The organism is Novosphingobium sp. BL-S-19 (genome assembly GCF_055521675.1).
In genome coordinates this window covers 507,685-523,211 of record NZ_CM145497.1, presented here as the reverse complement: position 1 = coordinate 523,211, position 15,527 = coordinate 507,685, and the positions used below count along the sequence as shown (strand labels likewise).

Below are 15,527 nucleotides of genomic sequence, written 5' to 3'. Positions count from 1 at the left end.
TTGATCGTCCATTCCCCCTGGCTAGCTCCCTTTTCGGATCGACAGGAGTGCGAGATAGGAAACACTCTGCTGCGGATCCGCCGCCAGGCGCGTGGCAAGCCTTGTTCTTAATTCTATCATCAGGCGCTCCGGATCTCTGTTGCAGCCTATCTGGGCCAGGAAATTGGGCCCGTTCGCCGCGCACATCATCGACGACCACTGAAAGCCGAACGCCTCCGCGTCCCCGGTCTCGCGGTAGGAATCCCAGAATGGATCGGGAGAACGGACGCAAGACACGTGCACTATCGAGAGGTCAGGAAGGAGCCCCTGCTCGAACGGCGCCTTCAATTGCTCCAGGGAACGTCCCGCCGATGGAGAGGTCGCCATGAATGTATCGTTGTCATCGAGCAGGCCCTCGCTCCTCAACTCGAGGAGCGCTGCCCAGAAGTGGCCTGCCATCCATTCGAAGCCATGTCGGTCGCCGCCACGCCCCATGAACTGGCACACTAGACGCCCTCCAGCCCGCAATTCCCGCGACCGGGCCCGCAGGAAATTGAGCAAATCCTGGGCAAGCACGTCATCGACCACTTCGCGCGCGCGGACGCTGCTGCTGTATACGGCCCAGCCGTGATCGGCGACATTCACGGGGTTGTGGCTGAGCCAATGCAAGGCGTTGGACGACCAACCCAAGTCCACGCTGTCGGAGGGTAGAATCTGCTCGAAATAAGATCGACCCACCGCCATCGGGAATACATCTCTCCGGTCCGCAAGGTAGCTCTCCGATTCGGTCGCCAGGAGCCCAAACAACGACGAGTAATCGTTGGATGGGAGATCGGTATGAATAATCTCCAGTGGTCGTTGGACGTCGTGAGCCCTCAAAAGGTCGATGGCTGTGCCCATGGGAAGCTGCGAATTGCGCCCTTGCGAGGCGCCGTAATCCACAATCCGAACCAAGCCCTGGGAATTCGCAGTGACAGTTCCCACTGCCTCCTCCCAGAGAGGAAGCGCCGAATGAAGATTGGCGTGCTGCAAACCGGAATGCCGGTTGTAAGCACCTGCTCCTGCCATCGGGGCAATCGCTTGGCGCACGGGATCAGCCATAGAAAGCCTCCGCCAGCCGCGCGCTGTATGTCCGGCTCTTTTCCGGCGAGAGGCCATAGTGCGGAATTACGGGCGTAATCGCGTCTGCCGCCAGTGCGCGCCTGGCTACGCCGGCGCGTACCTCGTCTACGTCGCCTACGACCGCGATGCTCTCCACCATCTCGTCCGGGCATGCGGCAGTCATCGCCGCTAGATCGCCTCGCGCAAATGCCGCCTGGATAGCGGAGGCTTCCTTGCCGAAGCCGATCTCCTCGAAATAGCGCAGATATTGCGGGGACTGGCTGTAATAGGCAACGGTCGCCCGGCAATCCTGTATGGCCTCTTTGCGATCCGGATCGATCGCGGTGAAGATCGAAAGGTTGAGTGAAAAATCTCCGCGCTCTCGTCCGGATTTGTCGAGCCCTGCCCGGATACTCGGAATGACCTCGCGTTCGATCCAGGCCTCGTTCCACAGAGGGTGGCCCAAAAGTCCATCGGCAATCTCGGCAGCCTGAAGGCAAGCCTTCTGGAATACGGCAGGAAGATAGACCGGAATTTCACTTCGCACGGGCGGATGCAGAAGGCGAAAGTGCGAAAGGTCAAGACTGTGGTAATCACCCTTGAGGTGTGACAGTTCTCCGGTGTGACCGAACGCCACGATCTTGCGGATCATGCCAACAACTTCGCGCATGTGTGCAAGCGGCTTTCCATAGGTCGAACCGAACGATCCTTCTGTCTGGCTTTGCGCGCTGGAACCAAGTCCCAGCACGACACGGCCGCCACTGATCAGATCGAGATCAACCGCGCTGCAAGCGGTCTCAAGCGGGCTGCGCACGAATGCCAGGGCGATGCCCGTCCCGAGTTTGATTTTCTGCGTCGCAGGCGCGGCGGCCGCGAGGGTCGAAAATGGCGCCCCAAACATTTGGGGTGCCCAAACTCCCTCGACTCCGGCGGCTTCGTAGCTTCGCACCGATGCGACCAGCTCCTCACCGGGCATAGGCGCGATTTGCGCCCAAACAGCTTTTCCTTTTGCCATGCTATCGCCTTTCAGAAGCCCTTGGTGTCGAAATAGTCGCGCCACGCCGTAATGTACGGCCCGTCCATCTCCAGTGCGCCCATCAGCCGCAGCGAAACGAGTTCCGCGCCGTCTGCTCCGTAAAAAATATCGCTGCGCTCCGAGAGGACGACGTTGCCATGCGCTGCTGCGTGGTGAACAACGACTTCGCAGCGCTCGAAGGGAATGCGGGCCAGGAAACGCTCAACGAAGGCCATCGCTTCCTCGATTCCGACTGTCGTCGCCACGCCAACATTTTCCCAGCGCGTGACGGACGTGAATCGCTTCCTCATTGCCGAGATCATGTCTTGCGCGGTGCCGCCGCTTTCATCGAAAAATGCCAGCACTTCCTGCAACGGCCCCGCCATATTCGCCTCCCCGATCTGCAATCGGGGCACCATGGGGACTGATGGCAGGCAATGCCCCTGCCGAAAGATAGCCAGCCCGCGTCAGGGCCGGCGCCCTGGCCTTCATCACCTTGGGAAGATCGGAATCCCTCGTGCCTGGCATTGGCCGTTCGTTGCCCCCACAATCATTTGCCGCAACATGACGTCGCTTCGGCGACACTATGTCCTCGTGTTGAAAGTCATAGTTGCAGCATGCTGCACAGCTCTTCCTATAGTGCTGCGGCACAAGCGAACGGGAGTGCCGCAACCATGAGCGCCGTCGACGAACTGATCGCACTTGCACGATCAGCAGACCCATTCCGCAACGCCCCGGAACAGTTGGCCGAACTGCAGCTCGAAGCCGCACGAGAACGTTTTTCCGAGCGGCGCGGACAGATCGGTGTGCTGAACAAGCGCGCCAGAGAGGCAGGGATCGACAGCATAGACGGGCTGTCCGATCTTGTGCCCCTTCTCTTCGCTCACACAAACTACAAAAGCTATCCGGAAGCCTTTGTCGACAACGGGCAATGGGCTCACATGAACCTATGGCTTGGCACGCTCGCAACCTATCCCACAGACAACATCGACGTGTCGGACGTGCGCGACATCGATGAGTGGTTGGACCGCGCACGTTTGGCCGGCCACCACGTATTTGCCTCGAGCGGAACGTCTGGAAAATCCTCATTTCTGGATCAGTCGGACCAGGACCGGGACGTCAGCGTCACCGCCTGTCTGCACGCCGCTGACCTGTCCACGCCCGGCTACGTCGCCGATCACTCGCGCTCGGTCTTCACAATGATGCCGGAGCGCGGCACCCATAAGATGATCGATTTCTGCAACCGCCACTTTCCTCGCTGGGCAGCGCCCGGCGAACTGCACCGATTGAGCGAGGATCCGATCCGTGCGTTCGATGCCATGAGGCCTGCGCAATTGAGGCGTTTGTTGGCAGCAGGCAAGATCGGCCCAGGCGAGATCGCAGCCTACGAAGCCGAACTCGAGGTCCGCCGCATCAAGCGTGCAGCCGAGTTCGAGACCTGGATCGACCTGTTGGAAGACCGCCGGCACAGTCCCCTTTACATCGGCGTAATGTACGGCGTTGCCTGGCAGATCGTAGAAACGCTGCGAAAGCGCGGGGTAAAGAACGGAGATTTCCACCCCGACACTCTGATGAGCTTCGGGGGAGGCACGAAGGGCGCTGCGATCCCAGCAGACTACCGGGAAGAAATCCAGCAATTCTTCGGCGTCACGCCCGACCGGATTACCAGTTCTTATGCAATGGTGGAGATGAGCGGCTTATGCGCCAAGATCCAGCCGACCGAGTCTTATGCGGTACCCCCGTGGATCGTCCCCTTGGTTCTCGACAAGTCCGGCGAACATCTGCTCGGCACGACCGGTGACATGGGCCTCGTCGAGGGGCGTATGGCATTTTTCGACATCCTCGCCGATGCGCGTTGGGGCGGCGTGATTTCCGGCGACAAGGTCCAGGTGGAGTTCGGATCGGGCCTTGAAGGGGTTAAGACACCGGTGATCCACGCGGTAGCTCGTTATGCCGATCTCGAAGAGGGCGAGGACAAACTCAGCTGCGCGGGATCCATCGACTCCTACGTCCGCGGGTCGATCTCGTCTTCCCCGACTGTCGCGGCTTGAACGAGGATACAGTCATGCGACCGGAAAGCATGTCCAACGAGCCGAGCCTGCTGATAGCGCACGTCATAAAGGGAGAAGTACAGCTCGACGCTGCAATCGAGCATCGCTCCCGAGCGAGCGCGAGCCCGGTGATGACCCCTGCACTGGATCTCGACGCGCTAATTTGGCCCAGACGCGACCCCGGACCTGCATTCGAAACGCCGCTGGCGGAAATCGTCGATTTCCTCGTCGAGGTCGGCAAGGCACTCGATTTCGATAAAAATGCCTATCTACAGGAAGCGGCAGCCCTCAATCTCCACTGCAATAGTCTTGGCGCGCGGATTCTGGAAAACTGCTACAGGGACATCGGATGGTTTTTCGCGCGCGAGGCTGTCGAAGCCGAGGCGGAGCAATCTCTCGGTTGGCTCGGCGCTAATGACGGCTGGGTTAGACGTGATATCCAGGGCCAAGCCTTCGACATCCGGGCGTTTCCGCCACGCATGGTCCATATCCTTGCCGGGAATGCCCCCATCGTGCCGCCAGTGACGATCGTGCGCGGGGCTATCAGCAAGGGCGTTCATTTGCTGAAGATGCCCTCGAACGACATGTTCACTGCCACGGCACTTCTGCGCACGATGGCTGATGTCGGGCCCAATCACCCGGTGACACGCTCGTTCTCGGCGGCCTATTGGCGCGGCGGCGATACCGCGATCGAGGAGCACATCTTCAGATCCCAGTATTTCGACAAGCTGGCGGTGTGGGGTGGCGAAGCGGCCGTTCGCCATGCAATGAAATATGCAGCTCCCGGTTTCGAGATCATATCCTTCGACCCTAAGATTTCGATTTCGCTGATCGGCAAGGAGGCTTTCGCAGGAATGCCTATAGCCGAGATCGCCCGGCGCAGCGCGGCCGATATCATAGCCTTCAATCAGGACGCTTGCAGCTGCGCTCGCTTCCAGTTTGTCGAGGGATCCTTACCGCAAGTCGATTCCTATTGTGAGGCACTCGTGGCCGAGATGGCCAAGGATGTTCGGTATGGGAATGGAAATGGCGGACCCCGTCCTCCCGAGGCATTGTTGGACGAACTCGACATGCTCGGCAATCTCGAGCCGATCTACCGTGTATTCGGACAACCCGACGGCACCGGAATGGTGGTTCGTTCAAACGATCCGGTCGCATTCAATCCCGGTGGAAAGCTTGTCAACGTGGTTGCCGTCTCCAGCCTGGCAGAGGCTATTTCGCATGTCTCCGTGGCCACTCAGTCGGTCGGTGTCTATCCGCCCGGCCGCATCACGCAGTTGCGCGACGGGCTGTCGTCGGCCGGCGCGCAACGCATCGTCGGCCTTGGTAACATCAATAGCGGAAAGTTCGGCGGCCTGCCGCACGATGGGGGATGGCCCGTCCATCGTATGATGCATTGGGTCGTGACTGAAGCAGAGAGAGAGCCAGCACAGCCATGAACCGCATGCATACAGGAACGCTTTCCCTCGACACCTACCGGCTGCTTGGCCGCTCGGGATTGCGGGTCTCGCCTTTGGCTCTGGGTACAATGACGTTCGGCGAGGAATGGGGCGCTGGCGAAGAGGAATCCCGACGGATTTTCGATGCCTACGTCGATCAGGGCGGCAATTTCATCGACACCGCGGGATATTACGCTGACGGCGTTTCGGAAGATTTGACGGGTAAATTCGCCGAGGCAAAGCGCAACAGACTTGTTCTCTCCACCAAATACTCCCTGACGAGATCGGTTGGAGACCCCAATGCTGCCGGAAACAGCCGGCGCAACATGATGCAGACCGTTGAGACGAGCCTGCGCCGACTTCGCACCGATCGCATCGATCTGTTATTTCTCCATGTCTGGGACGATAGCACCCCCGCAGACGAAATCATGCGCGCCTTTGATGACTTGGTGACCCAGGGCAAGGTTCTTTATCTGGGTCTGTCGGATACGCCCGCCTGGCAGATGGCGCGATTGCAGACGATGGCCGACCTGCGCGGCTGGACTCAGTTCGCAGCGTTGCAAGCCGAATACAATCTTGTGGAGCGTACCGCCGAGCGGGATCTCATGCCTGCCGCGGAAGCACTCGGCATTGGCGTGATGCCGTGGTCTCCTCTTGCCAGCGGCTTGCTGTCCGGCAAATACGCGGTTCGGCGCAGCGGAGAGGGTCAAGACACCGGAGGTCGCGGCACCATGCTGGCGGCTGCGGGCAAGCTGGATGCTCGTACGTTGGCCATTGCAGACGCCGTTCAGGCAGTTGCCGACGATGTCGGCGCTACTTCGGCACAAACAGCCATCGCTTGGACTTTGGCGAACCCGACCGTGGTCTCGCCGCTGCTGGGTGCACGAACGATGCGGCAATATGAGGACAATGTAGCCGCTCTCGCCGTTTCGCTGGATCTGCTCCATCTCGAGCGATTGGAAGCGGCCAGTTTCACTCCGAAAGGCTTCCCGCACGACTTCCTGGCATCGGACTTCATTCGCCACGGATTGACCGCCGGCACCAAAGTGCGAGCCCGAGCAAGCCGATGGAGTGCTGGCTCAGGTTGCCCGGATTAGCCGTCCGGGGGCTTTGCCGGAATCGACGCCATCCCGACGAGTGATGACGCCGCTTACCATCGTCGCACGATATCCGTCTTGTCTCGATGACGAATTCTGGCTTTCCATGGGGGGTCACTACAACGAAGAACGGTCCCGATATTCGCGCGGAGTCAGGCCGGTTGCCCGCCGGAAAGCCGCCGAAAAAGCGGCCGGGCTCTGAAAACCGCAATTACCGGCGATAACCTTGATCATCATTGCATCGTCGCGAAGTTGCTCCTGAGCCCGGGCGATACGGCGCTTGGCGATGTAGCCCGTCAACGTCTCTCCCGTGGTCGCGCGAAAGGTGCGGATGAGATGTCTGGGACTGGTGCGAATTTCGGCAGCGAGGCAGGATACCGAGAGGTCGGTGCCCAAGTCCGCTTCGATCCTGTCTCTCACTCGCTGCAATCGCCAAACCGGCATTTGTCCGGATCCGGCATCCTGAGGAGATCCCGATTTCTGGAAATGGCGGCACAGCTCGACCACAAGGAGGAGCGCCATGCTCTCCAGCAGAATTGCCTGACCGAATCCCGGATGCCGCAGTTCATTGGCCAATCGGGCAAGGCCCTTCCTTATCGACACGCTCTGAACATCGAGACAAGGAGCCAGATCAGCAATCCGTTCATCTTCGAACAGTTCCTCGGCGCGCTCGTTGGCGAACGTCAGGCAAAGAAGGCTATGCTCACCAGGCTCACTCCACGTCGCAAATTCGCCGCCCTTTGGCAGAAACACGACGTCTCCCGGAGGATCGGCCAATTCGTTGGCGGACCTGAAAAATCGCGAGTTTGGACACCGCGGGCCGAGCGAAAAATCAAGGTAGTATGAATTCGGCTCGTACAGAGCGCGACTGCCCTCATTCCAACCGAAATGGCGGATGTCCGCAAAAATGCCATTGATTTCGATTTCGCGTTCGATGCGGAAATGAGACGCCGTGTGAGGTGCGCACATCGGCAAATCGCCTCGAACCGCAATGCCCATGTTCGGCCTCCTCGTCAGCCGAATTGTTTCGCTCGTAGATGGAGCCAATCCGGTCTTCGATGTCATGCGCCGAGCAGGCCCTCCTCCGACCCGCCCGGCGCGTACGTTTCAAAGCAAGGGGCCTCGAAACGCTATAACTCTATTGTTGGCCACTTTGCGGCGAACCACCGTATATCGCAACCTTCCTTCGGATAGGGCGCCTGATCACCCTGATAGCAGATCATTTCAAATGGACTTGGTCAGTTCCAGCGCGGCGATGAACAGATCCGCCACGAGGCCGACGTCGGCGACCTGGAAGATCGGAACGTCCTCGTCCTTGTTGATGGCGATGATGATCTTGGAGTGCTTCATGCCGGCAAGGTGCTGGATCGCGCCCGAGATGCCGACCGCGATGTAGACTTCCGGAGCCACGATCGTGCAGGTCTGGCCGACGTGATAGTCGTACACGTAACCCGCGTCGGCCGCAGCGCGCGAGGCGGCGACGGCAGCGCCGAGCGGCAATGACCTGCTCGAACGTTTCCGAATCCTTCAGCGCGCAGCCGCCCGAAACGATCACCTTGGCGCTCGTCAGCTCCGGACGTTCCTACTTGGATTCGGCACCCACGAGTTGGAGAGGCACGCGTCAACAGCACCAGATACGGGGCATTTAATCACATCCGTAAGCCCGCAAGAATGCGTCTACGGCGCCCCCAACGGCTTCCTCGACTTGATAATCAGGCTCAGCCCCGAATAGTTGGGGTTCGAGAACCCCCGCTTCCAGCAGTCCGCGCAAATGCGCGGCGATGATCACCGGCGACCCGGCCCTGAGCTTGCCCTGCATCTGAAGTGGGGCAATGAACGCAGCGATTTCCTCCGTCCCGCGTAGAGGGCCGAGTTTATAAAGCCTGTCCCCCAGCGTGGTATTCGCACCTTCCGCCACCGCCGTCCGCATGATTGCAAGATTGTATTTGGACGTGACGAAACCGAGGTACTCGATCCCGAAGCGGAGCAGTGCGGTGCGAGGGTCATCGGCAGAGGCCTTTAGCCGCTCCATGATCTCCATGCCCCGCTCTTCCATCGCCCCGATCATGGCCGCGGCGAAGAGATCATCCTTGTTCTTGAAGTAATTGTAGAGTGTGCCCTTCGAACCGCCAACGCGTGCGGCGATGGCCGCCATGCTTGCCCGCTCGTATCCCACCTCAAGAAACAACTCGATTGCCGTATCGAGGATTGTCTGCCGGCGGCTGTCTGTCTTCACACGCACGGGTCTTCTTTCATTTGTGCACTGGACTGTACGCTTTTCGCTTTGCGAGACAAGCGCGAATTCATGAATTGATGACCGGCCGCACGGCTATGACGATCGTTCGAGTCGAGATGGAGTGGTTCGTGAACCCAGGGATTCTGCGGCACTGACCCTATCACGAAAAATGCCTTCAGCGGGAATGAGAGGGAGCTGGCAAAAACGAAGCGATTTGAGCTGGAGCTTTTGCATGAAGAAGTCGAAGTTCACTGGCGGGCAGATTGCGTTTGCGCTGCGCCAGGGGGAGGTCGGCACGCAAGTCGCCGAGGTGCGCCCTTCGAGGGGCCGCTTCCCGATGTGCCATGGCCCCGAACTCATCTCTCGGGCGCTCGACCATTGGACCTAGATGAACCGTCTCAAGCTGGACTTCAGCAGGCCCGGAAAGCCTACCGACAATGCCTCCGTGGAGAGCTTCAACGGACGGCTGCGCGATGAATGCCTCAACACGCACTGGTTCTTGTCTTTGGACGACGCCAGAAGCAAGATCGAGGCGTGCGGACGGACTTCAACGAGACCCGACCTCACACATCGCTGGGGTTCATGACGCCGGCCGAATTTGCTTCATCGGCCGGGGTTACCCCCGCCCGATGAAGCGCCGGATCTCTCGTTCTGGCCGGTGGCAGAACTGGCACAGGGTTATGAAAAGCCGGCTTTTCTCGCGATAGCCGGATCAACAAAGGGGGAAGGCTATTGCGCCGGCGCTCAACTGCCGCTGGCGTGGCCACATCCAACTACCGCGTGTTATCATTCACCGTGATATTCGCGTAAACGCTGCTCAGCCATGACGTTTACCGCCTGACGAACTTGATGATCTTCCACGTGGACGTAGCGCATGAATGTCGCCAGCCGCCGATGACCTGTTAATGCCATACCGACTTTCAACGGTACGCCGGAGTTTGCAATGTCAGTCGCCGCCCGGTGGCGGAGTCCGTGTGTTCCTACCCCAGGCACATCACATGCTCGTAGTATGCGCTTCCAGACGCGATAATAGGTAGCGAAATGAAGATGCTTGGCGCCACATCTCCTTCCCGGAAAGACAAATGGAGAACCTTCTTTACGCGGTATACTTGCCAGAAGACGTGCAACGTCAGACGAAAATGGCTTCCACATTGCTCCAGTTTTGCTATCCGGCCAAATTACACAATTTAATTCAAAATTTATCCAGGCCCATTCAAGAGCAATGATTTCCGATGCTCGCGCTGCAAAGGCAAGTTGAAGCCTGATCGCCATGACGCAATCAGGGTATAAAAAGTTTTCCAATTCAGATTTGCCGAGATACTCGATTACCCGCTGCATCTCAGTAATTGTCAACAATCGCGTGGTCTTGCCCTGAGCATACCGTTTAACTCCGTTACACGGATTACTGCCTTTCTCACAAAAACCCCATTGCTCAGCGCAGGTGAACATTGATTGCATGTCATTAAGCATTGAGTTTGCCAGCCCCGGCTTGCGACGCCACGCATCCATAAAAAGGACAATGTCCTGACGGGAGAACTCGTCAATTTTGCAATTACCGAAGGTAGGCAAGATCACTCTCCTAAATCGGTAAACGCGCCCTTTTTGGGTAGATTTCTTATTGTTAACCTCCACATGCCGGCGAAAAAACATTTCGGAGAACTGCTGGACAGTGGGGGAACCCCGTCTCTTTTGACGTTCGACGGAAGGATCAAGGCCACCTGCTGCCTCGCTGATCCATCGTTGCGCGACAGCCCTGGCCTGTTCGACCGTCAGTTGCCCGAACTGGCCAATGGCGGGCTTTCGCCGACGCCCTGATACGTTGCGATACTGAACCATGAAAACCTTCCGTCCGGAAGGCGTCACCTTACATAGGAAGCCCGGCACTTCAGTATCTCGCAGCTCGTAATCAGACAGCGCGGGCCGGGCAATTTCGACAACGCGTTTCGTCAACTTCATCTTCGGCATAGTTCTACATTCCTATCGAAATCCAGGAGCCAAATAGGAGCGGATCGGACATAACCTTTAGCGAAGCCGGGAATGCTTGATCGAAGCATACAACATATATAAAGCAATCTAAACAATGGCTTGTCGCACTCCGTCGCAATCTGGCGATTTGTAGAGTGCACCATTTCTTGACCGTCACCAGCTTCATTGCCGGCGGCACGGCGGCGGGCCCGCTCGCGGTGGACAGCGTAACCGGCAAAGTGTTCCAGGGCCCGGCGATCCCCTACAAGGAGGAGCGCGCCTATTCGTGGGAAGGCGGGCTGAAGGCCGACTGGCTGGGCCACCGCCTGCGCACCAATCTGGCGCTGTTCCATGTGCGCTATTCCAACTTGCAGACGCCGATCTTCGCCTCATCCGGCTGCGTGACTTCGCCCAGCGGCATTTGCGAACCCATCGTCTCCTCTCAATACACCGCCAACTTCGGCAAGGCCCGCGCCTTCGGGCTGGAGTTCGAAGTGACCGCGATCCCCATCGAGAACCTGACGCTGAGCGCCAGCGGCAGCGTGACCGATTTCAAGTATCTGGAAATCTCGCCCGAAGTGCTGGCGAGCGGCGGCGTCAGCAAAGTCTCCGACTATCCCGAAACGATGCGCCCCACTTTCATGTCGAACCTCTCGGCCGAATACGTGCAGCCGCTGGATAACGGGATGCGCCTTGCCCTGCGCGTGGATGGGGCGCTGCGCTCCAAGATCGTGGTCGGCACCAGCGTGTTCAGCAGCGCCGGCTTCGCGGCGGCGGGCCTGCCCTACACCAACGACTACATGAATGCGGAGAATACCCAGAAGGCGCTGCTGACGCTGAATGCGCGGCTCTCGCTGATGGACCTGCCGCTGGGGCCGACGACCGCGACCGTCTCGGTCTGGGGCCGGAATCTCACCAACAAGCAGCAGATCAACATCATCTCCAACACCGGCGTGACGGCTGCCGCACTGTTCGACGATCCGGTGACTTACGGCATCGATCTTTCGGTTAAGCTGTAGGTATCTGTTTGGAAAATGCCCTAGAGGGCATTTTCAGAGCGGCACCGGCCCACTCCCCCACCCGACCATCCACGAGTGTATCCTGATGGGTGGTCGGGTGGGGGAGTGGGCCGGTGCCGCCAAAATCCGCCTGCGGCGGATTTTCAAACAGACCGCAAAATATGCATTCGGCCGGTGGCGATGGGGCTTTCCCGATCCGCTTGCCAACAGGTCGCGTCCACATTCACCACCCGTTTGCCCAGGCGCACGATGCGCGCCTGGGCATAGCTTTCGACCATCAACCCGCCGCGCAGGAAGTCGATGGTGATGTTGATCGGTCGGGGGCGCTCTGCCGCCACTTCGCCCTCACCCGCCAGCGCGGCGAGGCAGGCGAGTTCGAGCAGGCTGCCGATCACGCCGCCGTAGAGAAAACCTTGCCTCCCCTCCAGCGCGGGTGAAGCCGGCATGACGAGGCCGGCATTGCCCTGCGCGTCGGTCCATTCGCGCACGCCCAGCAATTGCGCATAGGGGGCTCGCTCGATCATGGTTCGCTCGTGAAAAAGAAGCTGGCGGCCGCGAAGGCGACCGGATTGGCGGGATCGCCGTCATGCACCTCGCAGCGGGTGAAGGCCACGCGGCGCGTCACCCGGTGGCAGGTGGCGCGGGCGTGGAGCGTGCATTCGGGACGCGCCGCGCGCAAGTAATCGACCCTGAGGTCCAGCGTCGCCATCGGCTCCCACCGCCGCGTGCGCGCAATGATCGCCGCCCCCGCCGCCGCATCGATCAGCGAGATGACCGGGCCGGAGGAAACGAGACCGGAGGAGCCGGGGCCCGAGCCCGCATCCATCAGGAACGCTGCCGAGAACGGACAGGCCAGTTCGGCCCAATCCGCTCCGGCCGCGACGTGATAGATGCCCAGCAGGGCATGATGCCCGCGCGGGGGCATGGACTTCAGTCGCTCGAACGGGTCCTCCGGCTCCATCGCGGCGTCAGGCCGTCCAGCGCGGTTCGCGCGGCAGGCCAAGGCCGCGCTCGGCGATCAGGTTGCGCTGGATCTGGTTGGTGCCGCCGTAGATCGTGTCCGCGCGGCTGAACAGGAACAGGTTGGGCAGCGTATCCCACTCGTAATCCTGATGCGGCGTCACTTCGCCCGCCTGCCCCAGCACGTCCATGCCCAGTTCGCCAAGGTTGCGGCGCCATGTCGCCCACTGGATCTTGTAAGTCAGCGCGGCGCCATCCATGCGCGAATTGTCGGTCTGGGAAAGCATCCGCAGTGCGCCGTAACGCATCAGACGCAGGCCGATCTCTGCCTTTGCGATGCGCTGGCGGATCAGCGGATCGTTCGCCGCGCCATTGGCCTTGGCGGCGGCGATGATCTCATCCAACTCGTTGCGGAAGCCCATCTGCTGGCCCAGCGTGGACACCCCGCGCTCGAACGCCAGCAGGCCCATCGCGATCTTCCAGCCTTCGCCCACGCCGCCGATATAGCTGTCCGCCGGGCAGCGGGCGTCGGTGAAGAACGTCTCGTTGAATTCGGCATCGCCGTTGATCTGGCGGATGCCGCGAATCTCGATGCCGGGCTGGTCGATCGGCATCATCAGGAAGGTCAGCCCGCGCGGGCCCTGGCTGGCCTCTTCCGTGCGCGTGACCACGAAGATCCAGTCCGAGATATGGGCAAGGCTGGTCCAAATCTTCTGGCCATTGACCACCCATTCCTCACCTTCCAGCCGCCCCTTGGTGCGCACGCCGGCAAGGTCGGACCCGGCATTGGGCTCCGAAAAGCCCTGACAGAAGATCGTCTCGCCCGCCGCGATGCCGGGCAGGAAGCGCTGCTTCTGCTCTTCGGTGCCGAACGTCAGGATCGTCGGCCCGGCAAGTTCGATGCCGATGTGGTTGACGCGGCCCGGCACGCCGGCGCGGGCATATTCCTCGGCAAAGATCACCTGCTGGGCCAGCGTGGCATCGCGCCCGCCCCATTGCTCCGGCCAGCCAATGCACGACCAGCGATGCGCGGCGAGTTGCTTTTCCCATTCCTTGCGGCGTTCCGGGCTGCCGGTCAGCTTGGTGATGCCCTTGATGTCGCGGAATTCGCCCGCCATCTGGCCGTTGAGCCAATCGGCGCATTCCTGGCGAAAATGCTCGTCCGCTTGCGAAAATCCCAGCTTCATGCCGCTTCTCCCAAAATCATCGCGGCCACCTGTTCGCGGTGCCAGTCCCCCTTGCCCAGCAAGGTCTGGAGCGAACGCGCGCGCTTGAAGAACAAGTGTGCGTCATGCTCCCATGTGAAACCGATGCCGCCGTGAAGCTGGATCATGTCCGCCGCGCAGCGAAATGCGGTATCGGCGGCGAAGGACTTGGCCGCGTGGAGCGCCAGCGGGGCTTCCTCGCTCCCCTCATCCACCGCGCAGGCCGCCCAATAGACGGCAGAGCGGGCCTGCTCGATCTCCACCATCATGTCGGCAAGGCGGTGCTTGTAGGCCTGAAACGAGCCGATCGGCCGGCCGAACTGCACACGCTCCCGCGCATAGTCCACCGTGCGGTCAAGGCTGGCCTGCGCGCCGCCCAATGCCTCTGCAGCAAGGCCGACCAGCGCGGCGCGGTTGGCCGCTGCGAGTCCTTCCGCCGGATCGTGCAGAGCCTCCGCCGAAGTGCCGTCAAACCGCACTTCTGCCAGCGGGCGCGTCTGATCCATCGTCGTCTGCGCAGAGACGGAAACCCCCGCCGCATCGCGCCGCACCAGCCATGCGCCGCTGCCATCGGTGACCACGAAAACCTCGGCCAGCGCACCATGCGCGACGAAGCCGGAACCGCCGGTGAGCTTCCCGTCGCGCGCCTCCAGCGCGGCATCCTCGACGAAGGCGGCAATCGCCTCCCCCGAAAGCAAGCCCGGCAGCCACGCATCGCGCTGCGCCTCACTGCCGCCCGACGCAATCGCCTGCGCGGCCAGCATCAGGCTGCCCAGCATCGGCAGCGCAGCCACGTGTGCGCCTGCCGTCTCTGCAAGGATCGCCAGTTCGACCAGTCCAAGGCCCGCCCCGCCCGCATCTTCCGCGATGGAGATACCGGAAAAGCTCAGTTCCTGGCAGTAGTCACGCCACAGTGCCCGGTCGATGCCTTCACCTTCCATTGCCGCGCGCGTGCGCGCACTGGTCGCATTTTCGGAGAAGAAGGCACGCGCCGTCTCCGCAATCATCCGCTGTTCGTCGGTAAACGTGAATTCCATTTCAACCCGCTTTCACGATCTCAGGCACCCGACGGTCGACCCGCGCAGAGAGCGGCCGTGTTCGCATCACGCCGCCCTTGCGTAGCCGCCGCCACCACGGCACCTGCATCCTCCCGCCGCGCCCTCACCCCTGCGGTAAATTGCGCGCTTGCAATCACGCTATATTACGCAAATCACCTTTTCAAGATGCACTTTGCGTATTTTTTATCTCAAAAATATCCGCAATGAATCCTGCGAGGACGCCCCTTGCCACTGAACGATCCGCACTGTCCCCCTGGATGATAGCTGAATCGAGAGGTGGACCATCTCGCAACAAGAAATCGATTTCACACACAATCGACGGACAACAATCGGATTAAGATCCATATTTGCGTATTGAATTAATGTTTTTACAACGCATATTGCGATTTGAAAAACATGACG

14 protein-coding genes and 2 pseudogenes are annotated in these 15,527 nt (G+C 60.3%); 5 read left to right on the top strand and 11 right to left on the bottom strand.

Annotated elements, in window-relative coordinates; all coding sequences use genetic code 11:
* Window positions 1–21: 21 nt before the first annotated feature.
* The 3 genes from ACZ1JV_RS02240 to ACZ1JV_RS02230 are packed head-to-tail and all read right to left on the bottom strand — an operon-like array spanning window position 22 to window position 2,481.
* Complete coding sequence (locus ACZ1JV_RS02240; RefSeq protein WP_465149438.1) at window positions 22–1,080, bottom strand: class I SAM-dependent methyltransferase; 1,059 nt, start codon at window positions 1,078–1,080, stop codon at window positions 22–24.
* Complete coding sequence (locus tag ACZ1JV_RS02235; protein ID WP_465149437.1) at window positions 1,073–2,095, bottom strand: LLM class flavin-dependent oxidoreductase; 1,023 nt, start codon at window positions 2,093–2,095, stop codon at window positions 1,073–1,075. The genes ACZ1JV_RS02240 and ACZ1JV_RS02235 overlap by 8 nt, the downstream gene beginning before the upstream one ends.
* Window positions 2,096–2,106: 11 nt before the next feature.
* A complete protein-coding gene (locus tag ACZ1JV_RS02230) occupies window positions 2,107–2,481 on the bottom strand; it encodes a limonene-1,2-epoxide hydrolase family protein (protein WP_465149436.1) in 375 nt (124 codons plus the stop codon).
* Between the two features lie 288 nt (window positions 2,482–2,769).
* Here ACZ1JV_RS02230 and ACZ1JV_RS02225 point away from each other — a divergent pair, with 288 nt between their 5' ends.
* Genes ACZ1JV_RS02225 through ACZ1JV_RS02215 form a run of 3 tightly spaced genes read left to right on the top strand, consistent with a single transcriptional unit; the run spans window position 2,770 to window position 6,682 of the window.
* Complete coding sequence (locus ACZ1JV_RS02225) at window positions 2,770–4,146, top strand: hypothetical protein (protein WP_465149435.1); 1,377 nt, start codon at window positions 2,770–2,772, stop codon at window positions 4,144–4,146.
* A gap of 14 nt (window positions 4,147–4,160) precedes the next feature.
* Window positions 4,161–5,585 carry an acyl-CoA reductase gene (locus tag ACZ1JV_RS02220; protein WP_465149434.1) on the top strand — a complete coding sequence of 475 codons (1,425 nt, stop codon included), beginning with the start codon at window positions 4,161–4,163 and terminating at the stop codon, window positions 5,583–5,585.
* Window positions 5,582–6,682, top strand: coding sequence for an aldo/keto reductase (locus ACZ1JV_RS02215; protein ID WP_465149433.1), 1,101 nt, complete (start codon window positions 5,582–5,584; stop codon window positions 6,680–6,682). Before ACZ1JV_RS02220 ends, ACZ1JV_RS02215 begins: the two co-directional genes overlap by 4 nt.
* Window positions 6,683–6,799: 117 nt before the next feature.
* Here ACZ1JV_RS02215 and ACZ1JV_RS02210 read toward each other — a convergent pair whose 3' ends face one another.
* From ACZ1JV_RS02210 to ACZ1JV_RS02200, 3 genes and pseudogenes are all read right to left on the bottom strand, one after another.
* Window positions 6,800–7,681 (bottom strand): helix-turn-helix domain-containing protein, encoded by an 882-nt coding sequence (locus tag ACZ1JV_RS02210; RefSeq protein ID WP_465149432.1) that lies wholly within the window; start codon window positions 7,679–7,681, stop codon window positions 6,800–6,802.
* A gap of 225 nt (window positions 7,682–7,906) precedes the next feature.
* Window positions 7,907–8,264 (bottom strand): annotated as a pseudogene (locus ACZ1JV_RS02205) (FAD-binding protein); the annotation flags it as partial.
* A 63-nt stretch (window positions 8,265–8,327) separates the two neighbouring features.
* Window positions 8,328–8,918 carry a TetR/AcrR family transcriptional regulator gene (locus tag ACZ1JV_RS02200; protein WP_465138747.1) on the bottom strand — a complete coding sequence of 197 codons (591 nt, stop codon included), beginning with the start codon at window positions 8,916–8,918 and terminating at the stop codon, window positions 8,328–8,330.
* A 343-nt stretch (window positions 8,919–9,261) separates the two neighbouring features.
* On the opposite strand from ACZ1JV_RS02200, the pseudogene ACZ1JV_RS02195 reads away from it, so the two are divergent.
* Window positions 9,262–9,551: pseudogene (locus ACZ1JV_RS02195) on the top strand (integrase core domain-containing protein); the annotation flags it as partial.
* Window positions 9,552–9,704: 153 nt separating this feature from the next.
* On the opposite strand, the gene ACZ1JV_RS02190 reads toward ACZ1JV_RS02195, so the two are convergent.
* Window positions 9,705–10,883 carry a tyrosine-type recombinase/integrase gene (locus ACZ1JV_RS02190; protein ID WP_465149431.1) on the bottom strand — a complete coding sequence of 393 codons (1,179 nt, stop codon included), beginning with the start codon at window positions 10,881–10,883 and terminating at the stop codon, window positions 9,705–9,707.
* 155 nt (window positions 10,884–11,038) lie between these two features.
* Between ACZ1JV_RS02190 and ACZ1JV_RS02185 the strand changes: the two genes are divergently transcribed.
* Complete coding sequence (locus tag ACZ1JV_RS02185; protein WP_465149430.1) at window positions 11,039–11,902, top strand: TonB-dependent receptor domain-containing protein; 864 nt, start codon at window positions 11,039–11,041, stop codon at window positions 11,900–11,902.
* A gap of 143 nt (window positions 11,903–12,045) precedes the next feature.
* Here ACZ1JV_RS02185 and ACZ1JV_RS02180 read toward each other — a convergent pair whose 3' ends face one another.
* The 4 genes from ACZ1JV_RS02180 to ACZ1JV_RS02165 are packed head-to-tail and all read right to left on the bottom strand — an operon-like array spanning window position 12,046 to window position 15,104.
* A complete protein-coding gene (locus ACZ1JV_RS02180) occupies window positions 12,046–12,426 on the bottom strand; it encodes a PaaI family thioesterase (protein WP_465149429.1) in 381 nt (126 codons plus the stop codon).
* The gene (locus ACZ1JV_RS02175; RefSeq protein ID WP_465149428.1) at window positions 12,423–12,863 is read right to left on the bottom strand and encodes a PaaI family thioesterase; all 441 of its coding nucleotides are present in this window, start codon (window positions 12,861–12,863) and stop codon (window positions 12,423–12,425) included. The genes ACZ1JV_RS02180 and ACZ1JV_RS02175 overlap by 4 nt, the downstream gene beginning before the upstream one ends.
* 7 nt (window positions 12,864–12,870) lie before the next feature.
* Window positions 12,871–14,049, bottom strand: coding sequence for an acyl-CoA dehydrogenase family protein (locus tag ACZ1JV_RS02170; RefSeq protein ID WP_465149427.1), 1,179 nt, complete (start codon window positions 14,047–14,049; stop codon window positions 12,871–12,873).
* Window positions 14,046–15,104 carry an acyl-CoA dehydrogenase family protein gene (locus ACZ1JV_RS02165; RefSeq protein WP_465149426.1) on the bottom strand — a complete coding sequence of 353 codons (1,059 nt, stop codon included), beginning with the start codon at window positions 15,102–15,104 and terminating at the stop codon, window positions 14,046–14,048. Before ACZ1JV_RS02165 ends, ACZ1JV_RS02170 begins: the two co-directional genes overlap by 4 nt.
* Window positions 15,105–15,527 lie beyond the last annotated feature (423 nt).

Bases quoted from the DNA above. Each gene is read 5' to 3' on its own strand.
- ACZ1JV_RS02240 (WP_465149438.1), bottom strand. From the start codon at position 1,080: ATGGCTGATCCCGTGCGCCAAGCGATTGCCCCGATGGCAGGAGCAGGT.
- ACZ1JV_RS02235 (WP_465149437.1), bottom strand. From the start codon at position 2,095: ATGGCAAAAGGAAAAGCTGTTTGGGCGCAAATCGCGCCTATGCCCGGT.
- ACZ1JV_RS02230 (WP_465149436.1), bottom strand. From the start codon at position 2,481: ATGGCGGGGCCGTTGCAGGAAGTGCTGGCATTTTTCGATGAAAGCGGC.
- ACZ1JV_RS02225 (WP_465149435.1), top strand. From the start codon at position 2,770: ATGAGCGCCGTCGACGAACTGATCGCACTTGCACGATCAGCAGACCCA.
- ACZ1JV_RS02220 (WP_465149434.1), top strand. From the start codon at position 4,161: ATGCGACCGGAAAGCATGTCCAACGAGCCGAGCCTGCTGATAGCGCAC.
- ACZ1JV_RS02215 (WP_465149433.1), top strand. From the start codon at position 5,582: ATGAACCGCATGCATACAGGAACGCTTTCCCTCGACACCTACCGGCTG.
- ACZ1JV_RS02210 (WP_465149432.1), bottom strand. From the start codon at position 7,681: ATGGGCATTGCGGTTCGAGGCGATTTGCCGATGTGCGCACCTCACACG.
- ACZ1JV_RS02190 (WP_465149431.1), bottom strand. From the start codon at position 10,883: ATGCCGAAGATGAAGTTGACGAAACGCGTTGTCGAAATTGCCCGGCCC.
- ACZ1JV_RS02180 (WP_465149429.1), bottom strand. From the start codon at position 12,426: ATGATCGAGCGAGCCCCCTATGCGCAATTGCTGGGCGTGCGCGAATGG.
- ACZ1JV_RS02175 (WP_465149428.1), bottom strand. From the start codon at position 12,863: ATGGAGCCGGAGGACCCGTTCGAGCGACTGAAGTCCATGCCCCCGCGC.
- ACZ1JV_RS02170 (WP_465149427.1), bottom strand. From the start codon at position 14,049: ATGAAGCTGGGATTTTCGCAAGCGGACGAGCATTTTCGCCAGGAATGC.
- ACZ1JV_RS02165 (WP_465149426.1), bottom strand. From the start codon at position 15,104: ATGGAATTCACGTTTACCGACGAACAGCGGATGATTGCGGAGACGGCG.